The sequence below is a fragment of the Rhizobium sp. Root1203 genome (assembly GCF_001424945.1).
In the GTDB taxonomy this organism is placed as follows: Bacteria; Pseudomonadota; Alphaproteobacteria; order Rhizobiales; family Rhizobiaceae; genus Rhizobium.
This window is the reverse complement of sequence record NZ_LMCW01000027.1, coordinates 21,981-46,308: the sequence shown is the minus strand read 5'-3', so window position 1 is coordinate 46,308 and position 24,328 is coordinate 21,981. Positions and strand designations below refer to the sequence as shown.

Genomic DNA, 24,328 nt, shown 5'->3' with positions numbered 1-24,328 from the left:
CATCAGAGCCTCACAATGAGCTCGTCAGATACTCTTCGGTGAGCTCATTTGACGGCCCGTAGATCAACCGAAAAATCTATGGGGCGTGGACGTCGCATACATTAAGCGCGATCTTCCGCCCAACTGGAATATCTTCCGGTTGCTGGGTAAGCGGCTTCACCTCATCTGTGACGATGATCTGAATGAGCTTTTGCGGTTCGGCTTTGATGCTGACAGAACCAAAAGGGCGGCCGTCAGGATTGCCGGACTTGCCTTTCGAGAACGGCCGGGGGCCACTTGACCTCCACCAGCCGTTTGGGCTCACCTATGGCTCTGCCCTCACCTCACGCACATCAAGCCCGTTCCGCCCATCTGCGATGGCTCTCCGCGAAGGGGCTTGATACTTGCCACCCACTGCTCGCCACGAGGCAGGATTGCATGGGAGCAATCCATGCTCCAGTGGGTCGAGGCACCAACGCTCATCCCCAGCCACATGATCTCCAATGCCTATGAAAACGCGGACACTGGGCTCAGGAAAAAATCACCCTGACGGAGACCGAGCTTGTCCTCCGACCGGAGACAACGCCATCAACCTACGCATACATGGACCACCTTCTTGACAGCCACTCAGGGACGAAGCTGCCACTTCGCGTCTGACAGGCCGGCCGCTCCTATCGTCGAGAGCAAGAGCAGACCACTGCCCACATGCGCCTGAAGGAATTCTGGCAGATGGAGTTCCAGGCAGCGTTCACCGCCGACACGGGCATGGACTATCATGTGGCATGCTTGGAACCCGTCCGAAGGATGATGTTTAAAAGTCTCATGTGGATCACTCCGTTGCCCCGTCGCTCACCGCGTTGGGGGGGAAGGTTCACAAAGCTTGACAAGGGCGATATCTAATAGCGTATCGTGCGTTGTAGTTATGCGTAATACTATATCAACGACATGCGCACATTTCCGTACCGACGGGAACATGTAAGGTATCAACTACGCGCGGCTATCCGGGCTGCGACGATGCAGCTGAATAGCAAGCGACTGGATGCCAGCTCTTGTAGCGCCGGACCCGACCGAGCACCCGGGTCGTCTCCGCTCTCAGGATAAGGTTGCTGCAGTTGTTTCCCGAAGATCGATGGATCGCACATCATTCTTCGAAGCCAGTTTTTCGGCTGGCGGATCACCTGCGCGCTTTGCGGAGGCATTCTGCAGACAGTTGGCGGTCCACTGCCCTTCGGCGGCTATCACCATGCAGCGCTGATGAGAGAGCAAATGCTCGACAACGAGGCTGAGCATGGTATCCAAAACTGGGTATCGCCGGTTGCGGTTGATCGTCTCCTGCTAATGCGACGCGTTCCAAAGTCGCTGCCCGGTTACGAACCGTCGGGCTACAGGGTGCTCGGTGTCACCATTCCTGATTTGGACGAAGTTATGCAGATGGAAATCAGCAAACTTCCGAACCCGGCAAATCCGATCTTGCCCCTGCATTTGCGGCCCGCTCTCTTAGCAGGTGTGGCCATCGTCCAGCATGCTGGCCCCGATGCTGAGTGGCCATATGATGGGTGAAAACAAAGCCCGCTTCGAGAGTGCCATAGGAGACATATTGGACTGTTCACGTCATTCGCTTTGGTCGTCACAGTTGCACTTAATTTGAGATTCTCACGGTCGAAAATCTCAAATTAAATGCCAAATTGGAAAATAACGGACGCATTCTTACGTTTAACTGCCAAACGGCACCAATTCAGCCCCGTATTTACATCTCGCGGGAGTTCAGTCGAAGAAGCCCTTGTCCTCTTCTGCGAGATATTTCCTTGCTCCGTCGGCGTCGATGTCGAGGCCGAGCCCGGGTGCTTCCAGCAGGTCTACCATACTGTCCTTCACGATCTGCGAGGGTAAGCCGACGACCAAATCTTCCCACCAGGGATCGGAGGCGCTGGGATATTCGAACGCAACATAATTAGCAGGCAATGTTGCACAGACATTGATCAAGGCACCGAGCCCCAGCAGCCCGTTAGCTGTGCCGTGCGGTGCCATCAGGATCGAGTGCATATAGGCATGCTCGGCCACCCATTTGAGCTCGGCAATGCCGCCAATATCGGCTGGGTCAGGGCCAATGACACGCACTGCCTGCGTCTCGATCAGTTCCTTGAAATTGTGCCGCAGGTAGATCTGCTCACCGGTGTGGATCGGCGTCGATGTGGAGGTTGTCAGCTCACGATAGGCCTGCGGATTGACCCACGGTACATAGTCGCCGGTCAGCATGTCCTCGAGCCACATCAAATTGTACTTTTCGACCGCGCGAGCGAACTTGATGGCATCGGGCAACATCCAGCCCGGGCCGCAGTCAAGCGCCAGGCTGACTTTGTCGCCCAGCACTTCCTTCATGGCGATCACGCAGTCGAGCATGTGATTGAAACCGCGCTCGCTGATCAGGCCTTGATCCATTGCACCGTGATAACCAGCCTTCTTTTGCGTCACGCCATAGTGAAAATCCTCGACCGTGTCCTTCATATTGGAGTGGAACGAGATTCCCTGCTTGACCATGAAGAAGTTCTGCGGCTGCTCCATCATCCATTTGACGTCAGCGGCGTAATCCTCCGGCCGGTCGCCAGCGCGTTTTTGGCGAATAGAGCCGTTGTAAACGCGCACCTTGTCGCGCACCTTGCCGCCGAGCAGTTTATAGACGGGCACGCCGGCGGCCTTCCCGGCGATATCCCACAGCGCATGCTCGATGGCGCTCACTGCTGCACCGTAAGGCTTGAAGGAGCCGCGTTGGCGGATTTTTAACATCACTCTTTCGACGTCGGTCGGATCCTCGCCAATCAGCGCCTCGCGGAAATGCAACACCCAGGGCTTGAGGTAGGATTTGGTGAATTCGACTTCACCTAAGCCATGAAGGCCCTCATCGGTAACGATGCGGACAATCGGATGTTTGCCGATAACGGCGCAGCGGAGATCGGTGATTTTCATCTTCGTTCCTTTGCTCAGCTCCAGGTACGATCCCAGGAATATTCATCGTCCCATCGATCCGTAGGCTGCCAAATACCAGTAACCCCCGGCTGCAAATGCTGTGAGATAACCTCATCGACGACGTCTTCAATTCCGAGACCCGGCTTGTCGGAAACAGTGATGAAGCCGTCCTTCACCAACGGTTTTGGAGGCCCTGTTACGATATCATCCCACCATTCGACATCCGCGGAATGATATTCAAGCGCCATGAAATTCTCGGTCGCGGTCGCGACATGTGCCGCGGCCATTGCGGCGATCGGGCTCTCCGCCATGTGGATAGCCATTGCGACACCATTCCCCTGTGCCATATCGCCGATCTTTTTGGTCTCGAGGATACCGCCACTGGTGAGCAGATCGGGGTGGATAATCGAGACGCCGCCACTTTTGAGCAAAGGCTCGAAACCCTCCTTGAGGTATATATCTTCGCCAGTGCAGATCGGAATTGTCGTGGCGTCCTGCAGTTGCCGGTATTGATCGGTGTATTGCCATGGGATCACGTCCTCGAGCCAGGCGGGGACGTATTTTTCGATGCGCCTGGCGAGGCGAATGCCATTCTGAAGAGAGATATGTCCGATATGGTCGATCGCAAGCGGCACGTCCATACCTATGACGTCACGAACTTCGGCGATATATTGCTCAAGCAGGTCGAGGCCCTTGTCGGAAAAATGCAGGCCGGTAAACGGGTGCTGGACGTTATGCAAATCATACGCGGCGTTGCGGATGCGCCGCTCTTCAAGGCTCTTTAGCGGCCCGCGATGCGGACCGGTGCGGTATCCTTCCAATGAACCGGCAGGAAATACGACCGCGCCGGGCACCTCTGCGATCTGCATCAATCCCAAATCCATCTTGAGGAAGGTGAACCCTAGATCCATGCGTTCCTTGAGCCGCTTGCCGGTCTCGGTGCCGCTCGGCACTGTGGCGTCGGTATCGCAGTAGACGCGAACTTTATCACGAAAACGGCCGCCGAGCATTTGATAGACAGGCACTCCGTAGGCCTTGCCCGCGAGATCCCACAATGCAATCTCGACCGCCGATACGCCGCCGCCTTGCCGCCCGTGCCCGCCAAACTGCTTAATCCGGCGAAACAAACGGTCGATGTCGCAAGGGTTCTCGCCAAGCAGCCGGCTCTTCAACATGAGCGCGTAGGTGGCGCTCGCGCCATCGCGCACTTCGCCGAGCCCGACGATCCCTTGATTGGTATAAATTTTGAGGAGCGCCGAGGTGAATGGCGCACCTACAATTTCGGCTACCCGCATATCTATGATGCGAAGGTCGGACGGCCTGGAATGCGCGTTTACCCGATTGAGCACCTTGTCGGCTCCATTTGCCACTTGCATCTTAATCCTCGTTTTGGTCGGCGGGGCTCCTCGTCGCATACCTTAACGCGGCCTGGAGCGTTGCTAAGCTAATCTAGCTCGATCTCGTGAGCCTGTAGGTAGTCGCGGTTCATCTCGATGCCGAGACCAGGCCTGGCCGCAAGCTTGAGATTGCCATTCGAGACATCCAATGGCTTGTCGATGAGATGATCGTATTTGCCCAGGTTCCACTCAGACGTTTCCAGCTTGTAAAAGTTAGGAACGGTCATCATCACCTGCGCTCCCGCAACCACGTTAATCGGACCTGCGGCGTCGTGCGGTGATACCGGGATGTAGTAGGCTTCGCACAGGGCGGAGATCTTTTTGAGTTCGGTGATGCCGCCCGTCCAGGTCACGTCAGGCATAATGTAGTCGGCGAGCTTGTTTTCGAGAACCGGCACGAAATCCCACTTCGTGTGGCCGCGCTCACCCCACGAGATTGGGGCACTTACCTTCTCACGGACCTGTTTGAGGGCATTGAGGCTCTCGGGTGGGCATGGCTCTTCGAACCAGTCGATTTGGCCCGCTTCCTCAAGGCTCCGGCAAAGCCGGATGGCGGTCGGAACGTCGAACCGGCCGTGCGCATCAATCAGGACGTCGACGTCGGGGCCGGCCGTTTCGCGGATAAGGGCGGTGAGTTCGGCAGCCTCGCGCTCATCCTTGCGGGTCATGCTGCCGTCGAGATAGCCGTCGCGCTGCTCGCGCGCCTCTCCGCCGGAGGTGCGGCCCTGATGGGGGAAAGGATCGAACTTGAGCGCGGTGTGGCCGGACGCGACGATGTCGCGAATTTCTCTGACCACCGCCTCTTTGCTGGTAAACTTTGCCTGATTGGGATGGGTGTACAACGCGATTTCATCGCGCAGCGGTCCGCCTAAAAGCTCGTAGATCGGCTTGCCAAGAACCTTGCCGCGAATATCCCATAGGGCGATGTCGATCGCGCTTACACATTCAACCGCCGCGCCCCGACTGCCCATGTAGGTGAAGCTGCGGAATATTTTGTGCCAGAGATACTCGATACGCGCCGCGTCCTCGCCTGTTACAGCCGAACCGATGTGCCGCAAGATCGTGCAGAGGGCGCGATTGGCGAGCCTTGTCGTGGTGGTGATCTCCCCCCACCCGCTCACTCCCTCGTCCGTTGTCACTTCGACAAACAAAAATTCTCCCCAGTAAGATGCATCCGATTTGATGAGCCACGGCCGTACGCTGGTGATTTTCATCTCAACTGCCTCGGTCTGAAGTGATGGGGACAACACTAGTTCAAGCTGCGAACTCTACCCTGCCCGAGCGGCGTTACGTGCGCGCATGTGTTCGAGGATGTGACGGCCTGAGCCTTCGACATGCCGTGCAATGAGTTCCGCTGCCTCATTTGCATTTCCCGCTTTTATATATGCGATGAGTTCGCGATGCTCGCCGAGGATCGCCGCGCGCCGGGCAAGTGTGAAGTTGAATCGGCGGCTTACGGCTCGGAGCACCTCGCGATGCTTCCACCAAAGCTCCGCCGCATGACGGTTATAGTGCTTTTGGTACATTACCGTGTGGAATGCGGTGTCCAGCTCGCTGTGCCTGACCGGATCGGCGAAGTTGTTCTCTTCGATCAAGCTTTGGATGCGCTCCAGTTCTGCGATGTCCTCGATGGTCGCCATATTCACGAACCATCGCGTCAATACTGGCTCGATCACCACCCCTATTTCGTAGATGTCGCGAACAAAATCCTGATCGATGGGCCTGACGCGCGCGCCGCGGTTCGGGAAGAAGCTGACGAAGCCCTCCCCGCGCAACAGTTGCAAAGCTTCCCGAACCGGGTTGGTCGAGGTGCCGTGGCGCTTGGCGAGGTCCGTGATTATCAGTCGCTCGTTGGCTGCAAGCCGCCCCTCGATGATGTCTTCTCTGATCAGTTGATAGACCGAAGCGCCCTCGCTGGACGCCCCGATATCGTCGATCCCCTCAGGTGGCTTTGCTTTGAATTCACTTGTCACTGTAACGACTGCCCCGGTTAGTACACGTATTTCTCGGATATCATGCGCAGAGGCCGGAAACAATGTACGATTTCTTTGATTGACAGCAAATCTTTAATCTGGAAACCTACAATTAGGTCGAAGGAATACATTGGGAGTGGAGTCCAACGGCCGGGGAGCAAAGACCGCTCGCCTCAACGCGGAGCGGCTTGGGAGAAAACCTGGAGGATACCCATGACGAGGATTTCACTCGGCGGTGCCGCCGTGCGTACCACTGTATCTACAACCCTGATGCTATCTCTGATGTCCGTATCCGCGCTGGGTGCGCCGGTAGACCTGAGCAAGTGGTCACCGGAATACGTACGCTCCATCGCCGGCACGGAGGATTTCGACACGGCAGGCGATTGTGGCAAAGTCACGCCGCTGGACTACAAGGGGCGACTGACGTTCTGGTATCAGGGCGTGTTTGAAGGCGACCCCGATCTCCTGCGCCAATATTACAAGGACTTCTTCGCAACCTTTCGTAAGACCTATCCGAACATCCAACTCGAGGAGCAAGCACTCACCTATAACGACCTGTTGGACAAGTTCCGGACCGCACTGCTTGGCAACGCTGCGCCCATGGCGGTCCGCCTGCAAATCCTGGGTGGTACCGAGTTCGCCTCAAAAGGGTACTTGCAGCCGCTCAAACCCGAGGACGTAGGCTATCCGACAGAGGATTTCTGGCCGGGCGCGATGAAGGCCGTAACCTGGGATGGGGTGACCTACGGCATTCCCACCAACAACGAGACGATGGCGTTTATCTGGAACGCCGACGTCTTCAAGCGTGCGGGCCTCGATCCGGACAAGGCTCCCGCAACCTGGGATGACGTCGTCAAATATTCCAAACAGATCCACGATAAACTCGGCATTGCCGGTTACGGCCTTGTGGCGCGCAAGAATGCCGGCAATACGCCATATCGCTTCATGCCGCAGTTGTGGGCCTATGGGGGCGGTGTTTTCGACGAAGCGACCGCCAACCCGACCTACAAGGACGTCATGCTCGACAGCCCGCAGAGCAAAGCGGCATTGCAAGCATCCTACGACATGTATGTTCGCGACAAGTCGGTTCCGGTGTCGGCGCTCACCAACCAACAGGCGGACAATCAGCCCCTTTTCCTCGCTGGCCAGCTTGCCATGATGGTCTCACACCCTTCTGACTATAACGTCATGCTGGACCTCCAAAAGAAAACGACGGGCAGCGACAAGGACAAGGCACAGACCGTAATCGATAACATGCGCTACGGTCTGATACCGACTGGCCCAGACGGCAAGCGTGCCGTCGTATTTGGCGGCTCGAACATACACATCCTGAAGCCCGAATATGTAGAGGGTGGCAAGGTCGACGAGCCTGCTGCAAAGGCACTCGGCTGCATGTGGGCGAGCCCGGAGTGGTCGCTGAAGATGGCTTATGCAGGTTCGAACCCAGGAAACCTTAACGGCTTCAAAACCAAATGGATGAAGGAACGCCTCGACAGTATCAAGTTCCTAGATGTCACGACCTCGATGCTGCCATACGGCATCCCGTTCCCGGCGTTGCCACAATCTCCCGAGATCATGAACATTATCATCCCGGACATGCTGCAAAATGCCCTCACCGGAGCCATGACCGTCGACCAAGCCGCGGATGACGCAGCTAAGAAGGTTAAAGAGCTAACGGATGGCGGGCTCTAGTCCAAGCTTGACGAGCTGACCGGCTGCGCCTCGGTTGCAGCCGGTTTCTTCCTACGAAGAAGGGCAAGGTAAAGTGACGATCGTGACTGGCAAGGCCGCCGAGACGCGCCGAAGACTACAACCCGACAGGACGGGCGTGCTGCAAAAAGTCTGGGTGCATCGCGCTGACTACGCTTACGTGCTACCGGCCATCGCGGTGATGCTCATCGTGATCGCCTACCCAATCTACTACACCATCGAGCTGTCATTCTTTAATACGCCTCCTGGCCTGCAGCTTCGCGACAAGATCTTTGTCGGCTTCGACAATTACACCTCCATCCTCAAAAGTCCGGTGTTTTGGACGGTGACCAAGAACACGCTCATTTGGACCGTCGGATCGACTTTCATTTCGTTTGTCCTGGGATTTGCTTGCGCGCTTGCACTCCATCGTGACTTTCTCGGGCGAGCAATCCTGCGCGCTATCTTAATTATTCCATGGGTCATCAGCGCGGTCGCCGCGTCCTATATTTGGAAGTGGATCTATCATTCGGACTTCGGGATCATCGGCGCGGTGCTGGTCGGCCTCGGTTTGGCCGACCACCCACCGAATTTCATCGACAACGTCAGCACGGTGCTGCCTTCGCTGATCGTCGTCAATATCTGGCGGGAATTTCCGTTTGCCATGATCATGATGATGGCTGGGCTGCAGACGGTTCCCGAACAGTTGCTGCGCGCCGCAAAGGTCGATGGAGCAAGCGCGTGGCAGCGGTTCTGGCACGTTACCTTTCCGCACGTGAAAAACGTATCGATAGTTACGATCCTTCTCTTGGCAGTGGCAAACTTCAACTCTTTTATTATCCCCTGGATCATGACCGCCGGCGGGCCTTCGAATGCATCGCACATCTGGATCACCCACATTTATGAACTCGCCTTTGGCCGTCAACGATGGGGGGTGGCGTCTGCCTATTCCGTGCTCCTTTTCCTCATCCTTATGTCGTTCGGCTATTTTTACGTCCGTGCACTAAGCGGCAACGAACAGAAGGACGGAAGCGAATGACCGCAATCGCCAACGCTGCTCGTGACGCCCAGCCGCGTCGTCGTATGGCCGTCGATGGGTGGCGTTGGGGTGGCCGCATCTTGCTTGTGTTCATGTTACTCTACACTGCATTGCCGATGATCTGGATGCTGATCACCTCGATCAAGTCCGGCTTTGCGGCCATGCAATTCCCGCCGCAGTGGTGGCCCGACCAGCCCACCCTCGCCAGCTACCAGAAGCTGCTCGATCCTCAAAACAGCGTCGGCCAGGACTTCCTGCGCTTCTTCTGGAACAGCCTCTACGTTTCCACCGCGACAACCATCCTTTCGGTGATCGTGGCAGTTCCCGCGGCCTACGCGTTTTCGCGGTTTACCTTCCCGGGCCGAAACTTCCTGTTCTTCGCCGTCTTGCTTCGAAACATGTTCCCTGCAGTGATCTTTCTCGTGCCGCTCTTCATCCTGATGCGTGCGATAGGGTTGGTGAACACCCATGGGTCGCTGATCCTTACCTACCTGACGTTCGGCTTGCCGCTTGCCATCTGGCTGCTCAAGGGTTTCTACGACAACATCCCAGTGCAACTCGAGCAGGCGGCGCGTATCGACGGGGCAACGAGGTTCCAGGCTTTCTTGTTGATTGTAATGCCACTCTCAGCGCCAGGCATCATCGCCACGGCGATCTATTCCTTCATTGGCGCGTGGAACGAATACATCTACGCCTATACCTTCCTCTCAAAGAACGAGCAGTTGACATTGCCGGTCGGCATCCAGCGCTTCTTTTCAGAAAATACAACCGACTTTCCAGGTCTAATGGCAGCAAGCTTCATGATGAGCGTGCCTGTCGTGGTCCTCTTTCTCGTACTGCAACGATACTTCGTACGCGCCCTCACCGAAGGCGCAGTCAAGCACTAGGGAGTTGCCTGTGGCCCATGTGGTCCTAAGAGATCTAGTCAAGTACTATGGCAGCTTCAAAGCTGTGAAGAACGTTTCGCTGACGGTCAACGACGGCGAATTCGTGGCGCTCGTCGGGCCTTCGGGCTGCGGTAAGACGACCACGCTCAATCTTGTAGCGGGGCTCACATCCGTCACGTCGGGCGATATCGCCATTGGTGACAGGGTGGTCAACGACCTCGACCCGAAGGACCGTGACATCGCAATGGTGTTCCAGAACTACGCACTCTATCCGCAGAAATCGGTCTACAAAAATCTGGCGTTCCCGCTGCAAATGCGCAAGCTGCCGAGGGATGAGATCGACAAGAAGGTCAGGGAAGCAGCGCGGGTGCTCGACATGACGCAATTGCTCGAGCGCAAACCACGCGAACTTTCGGGGGGGCAACAGCAGCGCGTGGCGTTGGGCCGCGCGCTTGTTCGCGATCCCGCGGTATTCCTCATGGATGAACCACTCTCCAACCTCGATGCTAAGCTGCGTGTGCAGATGCGCTCCGAGATCAAGCGTTTCCACCAGGACCTGAAGGCGACCATCATTTACGTCACCCACGACCAACTCGAGGCGGTGACCATGGCCGACAGGATGGCGGTGATGAACGGCGGTTACCTGCAGCAATACGATTCCCCGGCTCAGGTTTTTGCCCATCCGGTGAATATGTTCGTCGCGAGCTTCGTCGGCAGCCCGGCAATGAGCCTCGTTCCGCTGGAAGCGTCAACCGCCGGCGGCAATACCGTACTGACGAGTGCAGAAGGCTGGCGTCTGGATCTCTCGCCCAACAACGTCCGAAAGGTCACGCAAGCGTCGACCAAGAAAGTGGTGCTGGGCGCACGGCACTCGACCATCAAGCTACACAAGAGTGCGATGCCTGGTAGCGTTCCCGCAAGGGCCTACACGGTAGAGCCGACAGGCGACGTTACCTTCGTTCAAGCTCTGCTATCCGGTGCAATCGTCAACGTCAGCGTGCCCCCCACCGTTGACGTCATGCCCGACGAGCAGATCTGGCTAGAGTTCGATCAGGAACGGATGCATCTGTTCGACGGCGAGACTGAAATGGCCCTCAAGGCCGACTGAGCCCATTTGCTAGCTCAAAAAATGAGAACGTGGATGAAGACGGAACTAAAAATTACAGCGATCAAGCCCTATCCGGTATGGGTCGGAACCCGAAACCAGATGCTGGTAAAGGTCGAGACCGATGCCGGCATCTTCGGTTGGGGTGAGAGCGGCTTGAGCGGTCGCGAAAAGGCTGTGGCGGGCGTGATCGAACACTATCGAGAGTTTCTCATCGGCAGCGACTCAATGCAGATCGGCCGGATCTGGCAAGAGATGTATCGCAGCCAGTATTTCGAAGGCGGGCGCGTCCTGCAGGCGGCGATCTCGGCGATCGATATCGCGCTCCATGACATCAAGGGCAAGGCGCTGGGAGTGCCTGTCTACGAGCTCCTGGGCGGTAAACAGCGCGACAGAGTTCCCACCTTTGCATCGACCGGTGACGAGGCCGAGGGCGACGTTGCCATCGAGCGCGCCCGTGAACTGCACGCACAAGGATGGCAGGCGATCCGCTTCTTCCCCATCGGACAAAGCAGCAACGACATCTTCGAGCCGCGGGAGTCCATCGGCGCGACCGCACGCATGCTGAACAAGGCGCGCGATGTACTGGGCGAGGACGTCGTCCTCGGCATAGACTATCATCATCGGTTGTCGGTGGCAGAGACAGCGAGCTTCTGCAACAAACTAGGCCGCGGCGTTCTTGATTTCCTCGAGGAGCCGATCAGAGACGAGACACCCGAGGCATACGAATCCCTTCGCACCATGACCGACATCCCGTTCGCCATCGGCGAGGAGTTTGCTAGCAAGTGGCAGTTTCTTCCTTACATCGAGCGTGGCATCCATCAGTTCAACCGGCTCGATATCTGCAACGTTGGCGGGCTCACTGAAGCGATGAAGATCGCTGGCTGGAGCGAGGCGCACTACGTGGACCTTATGCCGCACAATCCCCTTGGCCCAGTCTGCACGGCCGCGACCATCCATCTCGCCGCCGCAGTGCCGAATTTCGCTTGGCTTGAGACCAGGGCGCCCGAGGCAAAGCTCGGCTTCGATAATTCCGACTTCTTTCCCGTGCAACCACGGCTCGACGGCTCCGACTATCCGGTCAGCGATCTGCCGGGGCTTGGCGTCGAGGTCAACGAAGAGGCGGTAAAGGCGCAGAGCTTTCGCTTCTGGGAAGCGCCACACCTAAGACGGCGCGACGGTTCTGTCACCAATTGGTAGTTTTCAATCCACGGAGCTTAAAATGACGTATACGTCCGAGATAACGCGACCGCCCAAAGAGTTGATCGAGGCGCTGAAGGAAATTGGCGCTGCGACTGTTGCAGGTACTCTTGGGCATATGGGCTTCCGCAATCCGCACCTGGTCGGTCCAACGGCACAGAACCGCGGAAAGTCGATCGTCGGTCCGGCCCTGACACTTCAGTTTCTCCCGCAGCGACCGGATCTCTTCAGTGAGGGAGAATATGCAGATCCGGAGACGCAGCTGCATCGGCATGTGCTTTACAGCTTGGAAGAGGGAGATGTCGTTGTGGTCGACGCGCGCGGCGACATGAGCTCCGGCGTCTTTGGCGATATGATGTCGACTTATTTCAAAGGCAGAGGCGGCGCTGGTATCGTGATCGATGGGTGCATGCGCGATCGGCCCAATGTAGAGAAGCTAGATCTCTCTCTATGGCTGCGCGGTTGGACGCCCAACTATCACGTGCAGACTGGGATCTACCCCAACGCCGTCAACGTTCCAATAGCCTGCGGCGGTGTAACAGTCATCCCCGGAGATATCATCGTCGCCGACGATGATGGGGTGGTCGTGCTTCCAGTCGCAATGGCCTCGACGGTAATCGAAGAAGCGCAAAAGCATCACGATTGGGAGGAGTTCTCTCGGGTGAAGCTTATGGGTGGTGGATCGTTGCAGCGCTACTATCCGCTGCATGATGATGCCCGCGGAGAATACGAAGAGTGGCGCAAAATAAACCACCTGGGAACAAGCTCGCCGATGGACGATCCGAGGTGACTTAGGACAGACGCCCGCCGACTACGCCGCGTTGAGAACCGTTGTGCCTTTCAAAAAGCTCAATCTCTTCCGCTGCGCATGCCTATCTCATTCGTCGGATGAGACCGTGCGCTCAGCTTGTTTCCATCAGGGTCGCGAAGATATGCAACGAATGCCCCGTTCGGACGCTCCGCAGGCGGGCTCTCGATTGCAGTGCCACCGTGCGCTGTACCAGCGGCATGCCACGCAAGAACATGGTCGCGGCCCGCGGCGGCGATACCGATCGTCCCACCGTTGGCAGCTGTCGCTGGCTTACCATCGATCGGTTTCGTGATCATTAGTCGACCACCCTCGTGGACGTAGATAAGTCGGCCTCTCGCATCAAACTCCCCAGGATTGCCTCCCAGTGCAACAAAGGTGGCGTCGTAGAAGCGCCTGGCGCGCTCTAGGTCGTTGCTGCCGACCATGACGTGGGTAAACATGCCTCTTCTCCAGCTGGATGCTTCTGTAACGGTCCCTGACCTTTAACGCTCAAACTTCCGTAAATATTGCGCCGGCGATGTGCCGAGTGCTTTCTTGAACATCGTAATGAACGCAGAAACAGATTCATACCCGAGCTTGCCCGAAACTGGCTGCCACATCGATGACGCGATAGCGAGTGACATGTGCTTCGGCGTGCCGGCAGGCCGCGATCCCGGCGACATGCCTCTGGGCTACGGACACAAGCCTTCTGGCATTCGTCTCAGCCATCACGGATCGGAAGATGCCACATACAACGGTAGACCAGATGATCGCAAGAACGGTCGCCACACCTGAGTTCGCAAACGTCATGAAGTCGCTGCTCTGATGTCCCTGGAGCGTGAGAAGAAGCGGAAAGTTTATGCAGAGCCCCATGCCAACGATTGCGAGCAAAGGCACGGCAAGGCATATCCCTGCAGGGATCAAGAATAGGCCGAGCGCGGCGACAAGCGGCTCGAAACCGATCATCGGAAGGATCGCGAAACCGTACGCGAACGCAGCGATGACGGATCCGGTCGTCACGTCGACGAATTTGCGCATGGCTGGCACCGGATCGTCCATGGTCGCAAGAAGGCAGCACAACACGCCCGAGATCTGTGCAAATGTCGTCCCGTCGATCCAGCCGCTTGCAATCCAGAAGAACGTGGAGGATGCCAGGCAGATTGCGACCGTCAACGCCGATAGCGATGCCATGCCGATGTCACGATGCGGTGCAGGAATACGATGGGGAGACGCAATGCGGTGAGCGGATCTTGCTGCATTCTCTGTCTTCAATGCGTCCCGAAGGGACTGACACGCGCGAGAAACCTCAACAACATCCCGCAGGTTCCGCGCAACATTGGGAAGAAGCAGATTTTCCCATGATCGAGGCGCGCTGACTTGATGGAATGGCTTTCATTGGGATTGAGCAGTTGTTGCTCCTCATTGCGCGTCGCCCACGGCCAGGTGTTCAACTTTTTACCCTTATTTATCCCAGGGCCGAAGACCGGCGATGCTAATCCTTTCTCCAGAGGCGCTGATGTGGATCGGCACCCAATCTGGAAAAGGGAAAGCATCATGAAAAAGCACCTTCTTGCCACTGTCGCAATTCTTATGGCGATCACGCCCGTTGCAGCCGAAGCCCGCTGCGTGCCGGCCAGCACAGTCATCGCTGCGAAAGCAGTTCCTGTCATCCAGTACAAGAACACGGTGATCGATGGCGTGAACGTCTTCTACCGTGAAGCCGGCCCCAAGGACGCACCGGTCCTCCTGCTTCTGCACGGATTTCCGACCTCGTCGCACATGTTCCGCAACCTTATTCCGCTGCTGGCCGACCGCTACCGGGTGATTGCCCCCGATTATCCCGGCTATGGCCAGAGTGATACTCCCGACCACACCAAGTTTTCCTACACATTCGAGAACATGACCAACATCGTCGACAAGCTGACCGAAAAGGTCGGAGCCAACCGCTACAGCATGTACGTCATGGATTACGGCGCACCGATCGGATACCGGCTAGCGCTCAAGCATCCCGAGCGGGTCGAAACGCTGATCGTGCAGAACGGCAATGCCTATACCGAAGGCCTCGCCGCCTTCTGGGATCCGATCAAGGCCTATTGGGCCGAGAGAACGCCGGAGCGCCGGGAAGCACTGGCCGGCCTGGTCACGCTCGAAACCACGAAGTTCCAGTACACCGATGGCATGGGCGATGTTGCGCATATCAGCCCCGACAACTGGGTCGTCGATCAGGCCCTGCTCGATCGACCGGGCAACAAGGACATCCAGCTGGATATGCTGGGCGACTACGGCAGCAACGTCCCGCTTTACCCGCAGTTTCAGGCCTTCTTCCGCGACCGTCAGCCACCGACGCTGATCGTCTGGGGCAAGAACGACAAGATCTTCCCCGAGCCTGGCGCACACCCCTACCTTCGCGATCTCCCGAATGCCGAAATGCATATTCTCGACAGCGGCCATTTCGCCCTTGAGGACAAGCTCGACGTGATGGCGCCGCTCATCCGCGACTTCCTCGACCGCAAGGTTTGCAACTAATCCACTCAGGCCCTCCGCGGGGGCCAACGGCTCCGCGGCCCCACCCCAAAGGAAAAGATCATGACCAATCCTCTTTCGGGCACCCAGGCAACTGGGGCGCCAGCCCTTTCGATCGTCCTCGTACACGGCGCTTTTGTCGATGGCTCCGGATGGCAACAAGTCCATGGCAAACTTGTAGGCCGCGGGTTCGAAGTTCTTGTCGCCCAACACGCGACGACCTCACTTGAGAGTGACGTTGCCGCTATCGAGCGTCTTATCGCATCGGCTCGCCATTCGGTGCTGCTAGTCGGCCACAGCTACGGCGGAGCCGTCATCACCGAAGCCGGTGCCAATCCCAAGGTCAAGTCATTGGCCTACATCGCAGCTTTCGTGCCGGATATCGGCGAGTCCGTCGCAACGCTGAATGAAGCGGCAGAAGAGCCCGGCGAAACGAAGGCCCCGTTGTTGGCTCCGAAGGATGGTTACCTCGTTGTCGACCCGGCCCAGTTTCCGGAAGCGTTTGCTGCCGATGTCGATCCCGCGACCACGCGGTTCCTGGCGGCGGCGCAGCTACCCTGGGGTCTCGCGGCGGTCATTGCGCCCCTCACGCATCCCGCGTGGAAGACCAAACCCAGCTTCTATCTCGTCGCTTCCGCCGACAGGATGGTGCCTCCGAGTGCGCAGCGCCGGATGGCTCGGCGCGCAGGCGCAGCGATCACTGAAATCGATAGCAGTCACGCCGTGATGATGTCGCATCCGCAGGACGTCGCAGCGTTCATCGCGGCAGCAGCCGTGAGCACTATTTCGGGAGCCGGACAATGACCCGGCCCGTCACCTACCACAGAACCATCAGCGTTGGCGGCCTGAACATCTTCTACCGCGAAGCGGGACAGCGCAGCGCACCCGTGGTGGTATTGCTGCACGCCTTTCCAAGCTCTTCGCACATGTACCGCAATCTCATTCCGGCGCTCGCCGACCGCTATCGTGTGATTGCGCCAGACCTTCCGGGGTTCGGTCTGTCGGAAATGCCTTCGTCTAGCGACTTTGAATATGGCTTCGCTGCGTTCTCAACCATCGTCGCCAGTCTTCTCGAACAGCTAGGTGTTGAGCGGTACGCTGTCTATGTCATGGATTATGGCGCGCCGACCGGGTTTCGCTTGGCTCTCTCGCACCCCGAGCGAGTGACCGCTCTGATCATTCAGAACGGCAATGCCTATGAAGAGGGCATGGGAGACTTTTGGGCGCCGACGCGTGCTTACTGGGCCGACAACGGTCCGGCGAACCGGGATGCGATGCGACCATTTCTGTCGCTCGACGGCACACGCTTCCAGTATCTCGCCGGCACAAAGGACGAGGCACGGATCGATCCCGCGTCGTGGCTGTACGACCAGCTTTTCCTCGACCGTCCGGGCAGCGTCGAAATCCAGCTAGACATCATCTACGACTACCAGACCAACGTCGCGCTCTATCCCGCTTTTCAAGCCTATTTCCGCGAGCACCAGCCGCCCGCCCTGATCCTGTGGGGCAAGAATGATCCCATCTTCCTGCCCGACGGTGCGCGCGCCTACCTCCGCGACCTTCCCGATGCCGAGCTGCATTTCTTCGACACCGGACATTTCGCCCTCGAGGACAAGGCGGACGAGATGATCCCCGCGATGCGCGATTTCCTCGCGCGAAACCTCACTCAGTAACTGAAACTCAAAGAAGGACCGACCATGTACAACAGCAAATCCAAGCCAAGTGTGCTTCCGACCGGTGGCGGCGCAGCTCTCATCGATCCCTCCGACGTCCTGATCCTGCTGCTCGATCACCAGTCGGGACTGTTTCAGACTGTTAAGGACATACCGGTCGCCGATCTGCGCCGAAATGTCGAGGTGATCTCCAAGCTCGCCACCCTCTTGAATATCCCTGTCATCACCACGGCCTCGGAACCTGCCGGGACCAATGGTCCGCTGATGCCAGAGATCCACGAACTGGCTCCGCATGCAGTCTATGTGCCGCGTAAGGGCGAAGTGAATGCATGGGACAATGACGATTTCGTCGCAATGGTTCGCTCGACCGGCCGCAACACTCTTATCATGGCAGGCGTCTGGACCAGTGTTTGCGTGATGTTTCCGGCTCTCGACGCCCGCGCCGCCGGCTACGACGTCTATGCTGTTCTCGATGCATCGGGAGATCCAAGCGAAATGGCATCCCGCATTTCGCTCGCCCGCTTCGTGCAGGGCGGCGTCAAGCCGACCTCGACCAATGCGTTGCTGTCCGAGCTTCACCGGACCTGGGCACGGCCCGAGGCTGCCGAACTCGGCAAGCTCTATGGAGTCATCGCTCCCAACTATGCTGCTGTGGCCGAAAGTTATGCCCGCGCGCAACAGGCCGCGCGAGAGGCAATTTAGCCTGGCATTCCCAATGCCCTGCGAACCGACAATACAGTGAGGAGACACGATGTGACCTATGGCTTTATGGATATCGCGATCACTCCGTCAGTTCGCAGGGCGCAAGCGGAAATGGGAGCGGATCGTCTGTGGTCGGACTTCAAGGGGCACCGCGAATTCGACCAGTTCTCGGTAAGAGAAACCGCGTTTATCGCACAGCGCGACAGTTTCTACATGGCCTCGGTTTCGGAGACCGGCTGGCCCTATGTCCAGCACCGCGGCGGACCTCCAGGCTTTCTCAAAGTGCTCGACGATCGGACGCTTGCCTTCGTCGATTACCGCGGCAATCGCCAGTATATCAGCACCGGCAATCTGGCAGAGAACGACCGGACGTGCCTGTTTCTGATGGACTATCCCGCACGCACACGTCTGAAGATCTACGCCCGTGCCGAGAAGCTGGCACTCGATGCGGATCCAGTGCTCACAGCGAAAATCACCGATGGTGATTATGGTGCCAAGGCTGAACGCATTTTCAGGCTCAGGCTCGAGGCGTTCGATTGGAACTGTCCGCAGCACATCGAGCCACGCTACACTGAAGCCGAATTTCTTTCAGCCTCACAGCACCTAATCGACAAGATTGCTCAGCTTGAGCGCGAAAATGCGTCGCTGCGGGAGCGCCTCGACACGCGAAGAAAAGATTGAAGTGCCAAGGTCAGCGCACGTCCACCGCAGCCATGGCAAGCTGGGTGCGTTTGATCGCGGCACCTGCGCCCATGGCGATCCCGCTATCCAAAGACTTCTGGAAATAACGCCTAGCTTGGTGTGGACGGGCGTTACGGGCTTCGATCATTCCCGCCACACGCCAGAGATCAGGATGCCACCAACGTTCCTCACGAATCCCGATTTCGCCAAGCACCGCGCGCAGACTATCCTCCGCCAGCTGCATTTCTCCTGCAGCAATATGCGCCTCCGCCATCAGACTGCGGTAGAATGGGACGCGAGCACGCCAGCCGCCCCGGAGCAGTCCGGTGATACTGTCTTGCATCATGGTGACACCAGCGCTGTCACCTCGGGCTGACTGGATGGCACCGGCAAAAAACGTGGCTGTCCCCTCGTAAATGCCGACGCTTTCACGGCGGCTGACCTCAGTCAGCTGCCGCTGAAGCTGCGAAGCGGTTTCCAGATCGCCCTCCACGAAAGCGATCGGCAGAGCCGCGAGCGAGATCGCATTCCCCAGGGAAATCATATGATCGAGATCGGCGGCTCGATCGATGGCACGGCTGGCCAGACTGGAGGCACGCTCCGGGTCACCCTGTAACCAGGATAGGAAAGCCTGAGACAGACGAATAGCAACGGGCAGGTCGACCTGAAACCGAGACAATCCATGCCCCTCTTCCAGGTGACCCCAATCGTTCATCAGCGCGTGTAAATGGTGCGACGCCGACTCCAACTCGCCGGCGTAGATCTTGATATGCGCCAACAGACGCTTGCCGTCGGGAGCAGTTGCCCAGTCCAAACCTTTTGCTGCGGCAAATTCGTTCATGCTGCGCAACGCGTTGCGCGGCCGGCCGGAATACGCCAGGAAAACGGCCTGCCCGCACACCGAACGTATTTGAAACTCGGCGTCTCGCGACCCGCTTGCGTGAAGGATGCTTTCGCGCCAGGCATCACTGGTTTGCGGGTGCATGTGGCGCGCCAGCGTCATGGCCCAGGCCTGCGCCGTGGAAAGTTTTGCCCGGCCGAGCGGTGCGAGGGCTGATAGCGCCGCGCTGTTTGAGCTTGCGGTGTCGATAGCGGCCAACATTTCCCTGAACGCCGAGAGTTCTTGCCACAGGGGCAATGCACTGACCACCAGCTCGACCCCCAGTTCAGCGTCACCGGCAGGATCAAACGCCCAGCCGATCGCAGCACGGACATCGTCGATCTGGCTGCGATATTTTCCCAGCCATTCGCGAGAGGTCTGTGAGATCCATTCCCGTTCGGCGATCTGCAGCTTATCCCTAGTCCGGATGGCAAATTGTCGCTTGGCTTTTTCTCTGTAAGGTGAACCAAAGAGGCGCCGCGCAGCATAAGTGCCGGTGCTCTCTGCCATCCTGTAATGCATAGAGCCGCTATCGTGTTGCGCGGAGAGCAGTGATTTGGCCACCAGCTGTGACAAGGCATCACGTCCGGCCATCGGTTCCAGGGCCCCTGCAGAATACATCGCTTCTGCGTCGTCGGCGCTGAAACGCCCCGAAAACACCGAAAGCAGGCCGAGCAAGATAGCCTCCCGATCGGGAAGCAGCCGGTAGCTCCAGTCCAGCGTGGCCTCCAGCGACTGGTGACGCAAAGGCGCATCCCGTGCTCCACGACCCATCGCGTCAAAGCCATCTTTGAACAGGCCTTCAAGTGATAAGGGAGCAAGGACACTCGCCGTGCCGGCGGCCAATTCGATCGCGAGTGCCAGCCCGTCAAGTCGTGCGCAGATCGAGACGGCACTGCGAATGTAGTCTTCCGTTGGTTCCGTAACTTCGGCGCCACGTGCCTTTGAGATGAAAAGCTGGACCGCGGGAAACTGCATTGCGTCGGTCGTGGAGAGCACAGTCGTCTGGTCCGGATAAGCGAGCCCGGAGAGAAAATGGATCTGCTCTTGTCTCGTCCGAAGTGGCTCGCGGCTGGTCACGAGGATACGGGCACGCGGTACCTCTGCCGAGATCCGCTCGACAACCGTCGCTGCCATTGCAATGACGTGCTCGCAATTGTCGATGATGAGAAACAATTTGTTGCTTCGAAGGACGTCAATCACGCCCGCGATCGGATCGTCCAATCCAAGCGAGATGCCAAGAGCGGAAGCAATCGCGGGCACGACAAACCGGGGATCTGTGACTGTCGACAGATCGACAAAGGCAACGGCTTGTTCTTCGCCGCGAGACTGTTGAGCAACTGTGACCGCCAGTGACGTTTTTCCGGCTCCACCCGGCCCGACGATGGTGACATAACCCGGTTGATCAAGTTGTTCGGAGATTTGCAGGATCGCGTCATCGCGGCCGAGGAGCTCCCGCACTTTCGGTGGGGCAGTATGATGACTTGTGCTCGAAGCAATGTGCCGTGCCGCGGCTGGCCGGTCATTCTCCACCGCAGCGACAAATTTGTAACCGCGGCCAGCGATCGTTGCGATGTATTCCGCGGTGGGATCGAGTTCGGCCAGCGATCGTCGAAGGTTTCCGACGTTGACCTTCAAATTATGGTCGTGGACAATATAGTCAGGCCATACGTGCGAGAACAGATCAGCCTTACTGACGACCTCACCAGCCCGCGTCACGAGCAGGGTTAGTATATCGAACCCTCGTCCACCCAGCGCGACGGACTGCCCCTTGTACAGGAGGGCTTGGGCCTCTGGTAACAACCGGAAGTCGCCGAACTGGTAGGCCGTTTGCTTCGACAAGGCCTGGGACACGCCATCGTGTGACACTTTGCTCTCACAATTCATTAAAAAAGACCGACGTTACACCGCACCGGCCAATTTTCAATACCTGTGGGCAACGGTCCCACCTCTGTCGCCCGGAGATGATGGATAGTACGTAACCTCATGCACTGCGTCGCAGGCATTCCGCGCGCGGACAAAAACCAGGAAGGCCGCACTCCGATTTTTGTGTTTTTAATTCTCCGCTCTCGGCGAAAATCTGCCGTAGGAGCCTCCCTTGGATACCTATTCTTCTGAGAATCCCTTTCGTACAAGAGAGGACGCCATTGAGGCCAAAGCTTTCACCGATCTGCATAACGCCGCCCACAGCCTATTAGCGGACGAGGAACGATTCGAATGCGTTTCCATAAATGGTGGATGCACGATCTCTCTCGCTGTGATAGCGGGCGCTCATCTCGCGCAGATATCTATTCGGCGCGTTCAGCTTAGAGCGCGGTGCCAATGGCGTAAGCTTCTTCGATATAAGCGATGTCGGACGCATAGCCATCGATCGCCCGGTCAATATGTGATGATTGCGGTCACGGATACCGGCTGCGGCATGTCGCCGGAGATCATCAAGAAGGCGTTCGACCCGTTCTTCACCAGCAAGCCTGTCGGCAAGGGCACCGGCCTTGGCCTCAGCCAGGTTTTTGGTTTCGTCAGGCAGTCTGGCGGACATCTGAAGATCTATTCAGAGGTCGGAACCGGCACGACGATGAAGATCTACCTGCCGCGTGACCATGGCACGAACGATATCGCGACCCACGTGAAGGACGAAAGCGTGCCTCGCGGAACCGCGAGCGAAGTCGTCCTGCTTGTGGAGGACGACGCCAGTGTCCGTGAGATCCACACTCGGATGCTGGAAGAACTCGGCTATAACGTGATTGCAGTAGATGGACCAGTCGCGGCTCTCAAGGTCGTTGACGAGCGCGCTGATGTCCGACAATCGCTTCGACCAATTCCGACCGTGCGCCATGCTAACCCGTCTCGAATCCGTCCTCGGAACCAGGATGACAACAACGTGCTTCATCCCCTCGGGATGGGGACCTTATCGGTAGCAATCAACGTGAGGCAATGCGGGGTCAATTCTTCGCTTCGCTTGACAACGCGTCGCGATCCTCGATCTGAATTCGCTGCTGGCAAGCACTCGCGCGAGCTGTTCGCGTATGATCGCAGGCTCGAAAACAAGTCCGGTGCTCTTGTCCCCGTCCTATTCCAAGATTCGACTCCTGACACGCTTTCCATCTACTGCGGCAGCGCAGTCTGACGGAAGAATGTCACGATAGTCTCATCCGGGGGGCCGAACCATGTCGTGAAGAACTCCCGAAACTCTGCTGACGCGTAGGATTGGCTAAGCACGCGGTCGACGACGAGCCGGGATTCCTCGTCGTTGCGCGCCGGCGTCAGCGCAAGCGGCTGGTACGCAAAATATCGATTTAGGACGATGAGGTTGCCCGATGCGTCGCTTCGAGCGGCGGCATCCATCAGGAGCGAGATATCGCCGAACACGGCCGCGGAGCTTCCATCCAGCACGCGCTGGATTCCTTCCTGGTAGCTTCCAACCGGGACGGACGTCGCGGACAACTGGAACGTCTTGATTCGCTCGGTTAGCCAGCGATCACTGCTCGTTCCCGCTATCGAAGAGAACGTCTTGTGCTCGAGGACCGTTCGTGCGGGCGATCCGCGCCAGATCGGCCTGCTTGCCGGTTGGCCGTACTCCAGCACCTCGCGTAGCGCGATTGGAGCGCTTGTGCTGACGACGGCCCCGGTACCACTTGGAAAGATCGGTATCGAAAAGGAGACTTCCTGTCTGCGGGTAAGCGTCACAGGCTCTGCGCCGCAGAGCTAAATACCGAACTGTTGACGACACCTCAACAACATCGCCTCCAGCACCTAAGGCGATACCTTTTTCAGGGCCAAACCGATAGCCCCCAGAGTTGGTTCGTTTTGCTGGCGGGTGCCAGTCAGAACCTGAACCGCATTCCCAAATAGTTAAATGCGGGCCTACTGACCATCGAGAAGGCGAACCTGCTCAAGGATGCAGTCGGGTGCCTACAAACAGCGACTGCAGCACCGCGCTTGCTTAGGCCATTGAGCGGAATGTCTCAAAAATCAGCGACCTCAACCAGCGATGAACGGGATCTGCGTCCATTCTGGGGTGCCAGGCCTGTACGATTTTGAAACCCGACACGGCAACCGGCAGGTCAAAGGTCTTGATCTGGCTTGCCGCGCAAGATTTGCAATAGGACTTTGGAACAGAGCCGATCAGATCGGTTGCGGCCGCAACTGCGATCACCGCCGGAAAGCTTGGCACGATCAGCCTCACATCACGATAAGCGCCCCGTTCGGCGAGTGCCCTGTCGACGGGACCGGCAAAGTCCGCTTGCATTGAGAACAGGACGTGACCCCAGGCGGTATAGCGCTCAGCCGTAATCTGATCTGCATCGAAGATCGGGTGCCCCACCCTGGCGAGGCCGACATGCCGATCTTCGAAAAGGGTTTGGCAACGCAGCTCGCCGCTATCCGCCGGCAGGACACCAATATCCAGATCGACCGCCGCGTCCCTCAAAGGCTGAACGTCCTTATCCGATCTCGGCGCAAAGCGAAGCCTTATCCCCGGCGCAGTGTTCGTCACAGCGGCGCTCAAACCTGCGGCATATAGGAGCACGAACGCCTCATTGGCGCGGATCGTGAAGTGGCGCTGCACATTGCGGATTTCCACCGGCGACGGTGGACTGAGCACCGTTTTCACAGCTTCTTTCAACAAATGCACCTCCTCGGCAATTGCCAAGGCATGCGGCGTCGAAACCATGCCGCGCCCGGCCGGCACGAGGATCGGATCACCAAGCGCGGTCCTCAACCGTGACAGCGTCCGGCTCATGGCAGATGTGCTCAGCCCAAGCCGGCGAGCAGCTGCCGACACGCTCTGCTCGCGCAGCAAGGCATCCAGAGCTACCAAGAGGTTGAGATCGAGATCAGACATGAT

21 protein-coding genes and 3 pseudogenes are annotated in these 24,328 nt (G+C 57.9%); 14 read left to right on the top strand and 10 right to left on the bottom strand.

The features are described from left to right. Nucleotides 1-439 precede the first annotated feature (439 nt). Nucleotides 440-789 (top strand): annotated as a pseudogene (locus ASC97_RS35550) (aminoacyl--tRNA ligase-related protein); the annotation flags it as partial. 456 nt (nt 790-1,245) lie between these two features. Beyond that, complete coding sequence (locus ASC97_RS22995) at nt 1,246-1,539, top strand: hypothetical protein (RefSeq protein WP_244481552.1); 294 nt, start codon at nt 1,246-1,248, stop codon at nt 1,537-1,539. 204 nt (nt 1,540-1,743) lie between these two features. Here ASC97_RS22995 and ASC97_RS22990 read toward each other — a convergent pair whose 3' ends face one another. From ASC97_RS22990 to ASC97_RS22975, 4 genes are all read right to left on the bottom strand, one after another. Further along, entirely contained in the window at nt 1,744-2,943 is a 1,200-nt protein-coding gene (locus ASC97_RS22990) for a mandelate racemase/muconate lactonizing enzyme family protein (RefSeq protein ID WP_057470669.1), read from the bottom strand. Between the two features lie 14 nt (nt 2,944-2,957). Beyond that, nucleotides 2,958-4,319 (bottom strand): mandelate racemase/muconate lactonizing enzyme family protein, encoded by a 1,362-nt coding sequence (locus ASC97_RS22985; protein WP_057470668.1) that lies wholly within the window; start codon nt 4,317-4,319, stop codon nt 2,958-2,960. Between the two features lie 68 nt (nt 4,320-4,387). Further along, nucleotides 4,388-5,554 carry a mandelate racemase/muconate lactonizing enzyme family protein gene (locus ASC97_RS22980; protein ID WP_057470667.1) on the bottom strand — a complete coding sequence of 389 codons (1,167 nt, stop codon included), beginning with the start codon at nt 5,552-5,554 and terminating at the stop codon, nt 4,388-4,390. Between the two features lie 54 nt (nt 5,555-5,608). Next, nucleotides 5,609-6,313, bottom strand: coding sequence for a GntR family transcriptional regulator (locus ASC97_RS22975; RefSeq protein WP_443216770.1), 705 nt, complete (start codon nt 6,311-6,313; stop codon nt 5,609-5,611). 213 nt (nt 6,314-6,526) lie between these two features. Between ASC97_RS22975 and ASC97_RS22970 the strand changes: the two genes are divergently transcribed. The 6 genes from ASC97_RS22970 to ASC97_RS22945 all read left to right on the top strand — a co-directional run bounded on the left by ASC97_RS22970 (nt 6,527) and on the right by ASC97_RS22945 (nt 13,023). After that, a complete protein-coding gene (locus ASC97_RS22970) occupies nt 6,527-8,005 on the top strand; it encodes an ABC transporter substrate-binding protein (RefSeq protein WP_057470666.1) in 1,479 nt (492 codons plus the stop codon). Between the two features lie 73 nt (nt 8,006-8,078). Continuing rightward, a complete protein-coding gene (locus ASC97_RS22965) occupies nt 8,079-9,041 on the top strand; it encodes a carbohydrate ABC transporter permease (RefSeq protein WP_057470665.1) in 963 nt (320 codons plus the stop codon). Next, nucleotides 9,038-9,928, top strand: coding sequence for a carbohydrate ABC transporter permease (locus ASC97_RS22960; RefSeq protein WP_057470664.1), 891 nt, complete (start codon nt 9,038-9,040; stop codon nt 9,926-9,928). Before ASC97_RS22965 ends, ASC97_RS22960 begins: the two co-directional genes overlap by 4 nt. Nucleotides 9,929-9,938: 10 nt before the next feature. After that, the gene (locus tag ASC97_RS22955; protein ID WP_057470663.1) at nt 9,939-11,036 is read left to right on the top strand and encodes an ABC transporter ATP-binding protein; all 1,098 of its coding nucleotides are present in this window, start codon (nt 9,939-9,941) and stop codon (nt 11,034-11,036) included. Between the two features lie 33 nt (nt 11,037-11,069). Next, nucleotides 11,070-12,233 carry a mandelate racemase/muconate lactonizing enzyme family protein gene (locus ASC97_RS22950; protein WP_057470662.1) on the top strand — a complete coding sequence of 388 codons (1,164 nt, stop codon included), beginning with the start codon at nt 11,070-11,072 and terminating at the stop codon, nt 12,231-12,233. A 22-nt stretch (nt 12,234-12,255) separates the two neighbouring features. Continuing rightward, nucleotides 12,256-13,023: a ribonuclease activity regulator RraA gene (locus tag ASC97_RS22945; protein WP_057470661.1), complete on the top strand. Its 768-nt coding sequence runs from the start codon at nt 12,256-12,258 to the stop codon at nt 13,021-13,023. Nucleotides 13,024-13,082: 59 nt separating this feature from the next. On the opposite strand, the gene ASC97_RS22940 is transcribed toward ASC97_RS22945, so the two are convergent. From ASC97_RS22940 to ASC97_RS22935, 3 genes and pseudogenes are all read right to left on the bottom strand, one after another. Continuing rightward, nucleotides 13,083-13,484: a VOC family protein gene (locus ASC97_RS22940; protein ID WP_057470660.1), complete on the bottom strand. Its 402-nt coding sequence runs from the start codon at nt 13,482-13,484 to the stop codon at nt 13,083-13,085. A gap of 42 nt (nt 13,485-13,526) precedes the next feature. Beyond that, nucleotides 13,527-13,637: pseudogene (locus ASC97_RS35545) on the bottom strand (AraC family transcriptional regulator); the annotation flags it as partial. Beyond that, the gene (locus tag ASC97_RS22935) at nt 13,609-14,346 is read right to left on the bottom strand and encodes an FUSC family protein (protein ID WP_338012533.1); all 738 of its coding nucleotides are present in this window, start codon (nt 14,344-14,346) and stop codon (nt 13,609-13,611) included. The gene ASC97_RS22935 and the pseudogene ASC97_RS35545, both read right to left, overlap by 29 nt. 231 nt (nt 14,347-14,577) lie before the next feature. On the opposite strand from ASC97_RS22935, the gene ASC97_RS22925 reads away from it, so the two are divergent. From ASC97_RS22925 to ASC97_RS22905, 5 genes are read left to right on the top strand one after another with little or no spacing between them, the layout of a single operon-like run. After that, nucleotides 14,578-15,549 carry an alpha/beta fold hydrolase gene (locus tag ASC97_RS22925; protein WP_057470658.1) on the top strand — a complete coding sequence of 324 codons (972 nt, stop codon included), beginning with the start codon at nt 14,578-14,580 and terminating at the stop codon, nt 15,547-15,549. 60 nt (nt 15,550-15,609) lie between these two features. Next, the gene (locus ASC97_RS22920) at nt 15,610-16,350 is read left to right on the top strand and encodes an alpha/beta hydrolase (RefSeq protein WP_057470657.1); all 741 of its coding nucleotides are present in this window, start codon (nt 15,610-15,612) and stop codon (nt 16,348-16,350) included. Then, nucleotides 16,347-17,219 carry an alpha/beta fold hydrolase gene (locus ASC97_RS22915; RefSeq protein WP_057470656.1) on the top strand — a complete coding sequence of 291 codons (873 nt, stop codon included), beginning with the start codon at nt 16,347-16,349 and terminating at the stop codon, nt 17,217-17,219. Before ASC97_RS22920 ends, ASC97_RS22915 begins: the two co-directional genes overlap by 4 nt. A gap of 24 nt (nt 17,220-17,243) precedes the next feature. Continuing rightward, nucleotides 17,244-17,921, top strand: coding sequence for an isochorismatase family protein (locus ASC97_RS22910; protein WP_057470655.1), 678 nt, complete (start codon nt 17,244-17,246; stop codon nt 17,919-17,921). A gap of 51 nt (nt 17,922-17,972) precedes the next feature. After that, on the top strand, nt 17,973-18,602 hold the full coding sequence (locus ASC97_RS22905; protein ID WP_057470654.1) for a pyridoxamine 5'-phosphate oxidase family protein: 630 nt from the start codon (nt 17,973-17,975) through the stop codon (nt 18,600-18,602). 10 nt (nt 18,603-18,612) lie between these two features. Here ASC97_RS22905 and ASC97_RS22900 read toward each other — a convergent pair whose 3' ends face one another. After that, nucleotides 18,613-21,351, bottom strand: coding sequence for an ATP-binding protein (locus ASC97_RS22900; RefSeq protein WP_057470653.1), 2,739 nt, complete (start codon nt 21,349-21,351; stop codon nt 18,613-18,615). A 388-nt stretch (nt 21,352-21,739) separates the two neighbouring features. Between ASC97_RS22900 and ASC97_RS35540 the strand changes: the two genes are divergently transcribed. Beyond that, nucleotides 21,740-22,609, top strand: coding sequence for an ATP-binding protein (locus tag ASC97_RS35540; protein WP_274534168.1), 870 nt, complete (start codon nt 21,740-21,742; stop codon nt 22,607-22,609). Here the strand turns inward: ASC97_RS35540 and ASC97_RS22890 are convergent. Then, nucleotides 22,588-23,184 (bottom strand): annotated as a pseudogene (locus ASC97_RS22890) (amino acid ABC transporter substrate-binding protein); the annotation flags it as partial. The gene ASC97_RS35540 and the pseudogene ASC97_RS22890 sit on opposite strands and share 22 nt — an antisense overlap. A gap of 241 nt (nt 23,185-23,425) precedes the next feature. Then, nucleotides 23,426-24,325, bottom strand: a complete 900-nt coding sequence (locus ASC97_RS22885) for a LysR family transcriptional regulator (RefSeq protein WP_057470675.1) — start codon at nt 24,323-24,325, stop codon at nt 23,426-23,428. Nucleotides 24,326-24,328 lie beyond the last annotated feature (3 nt).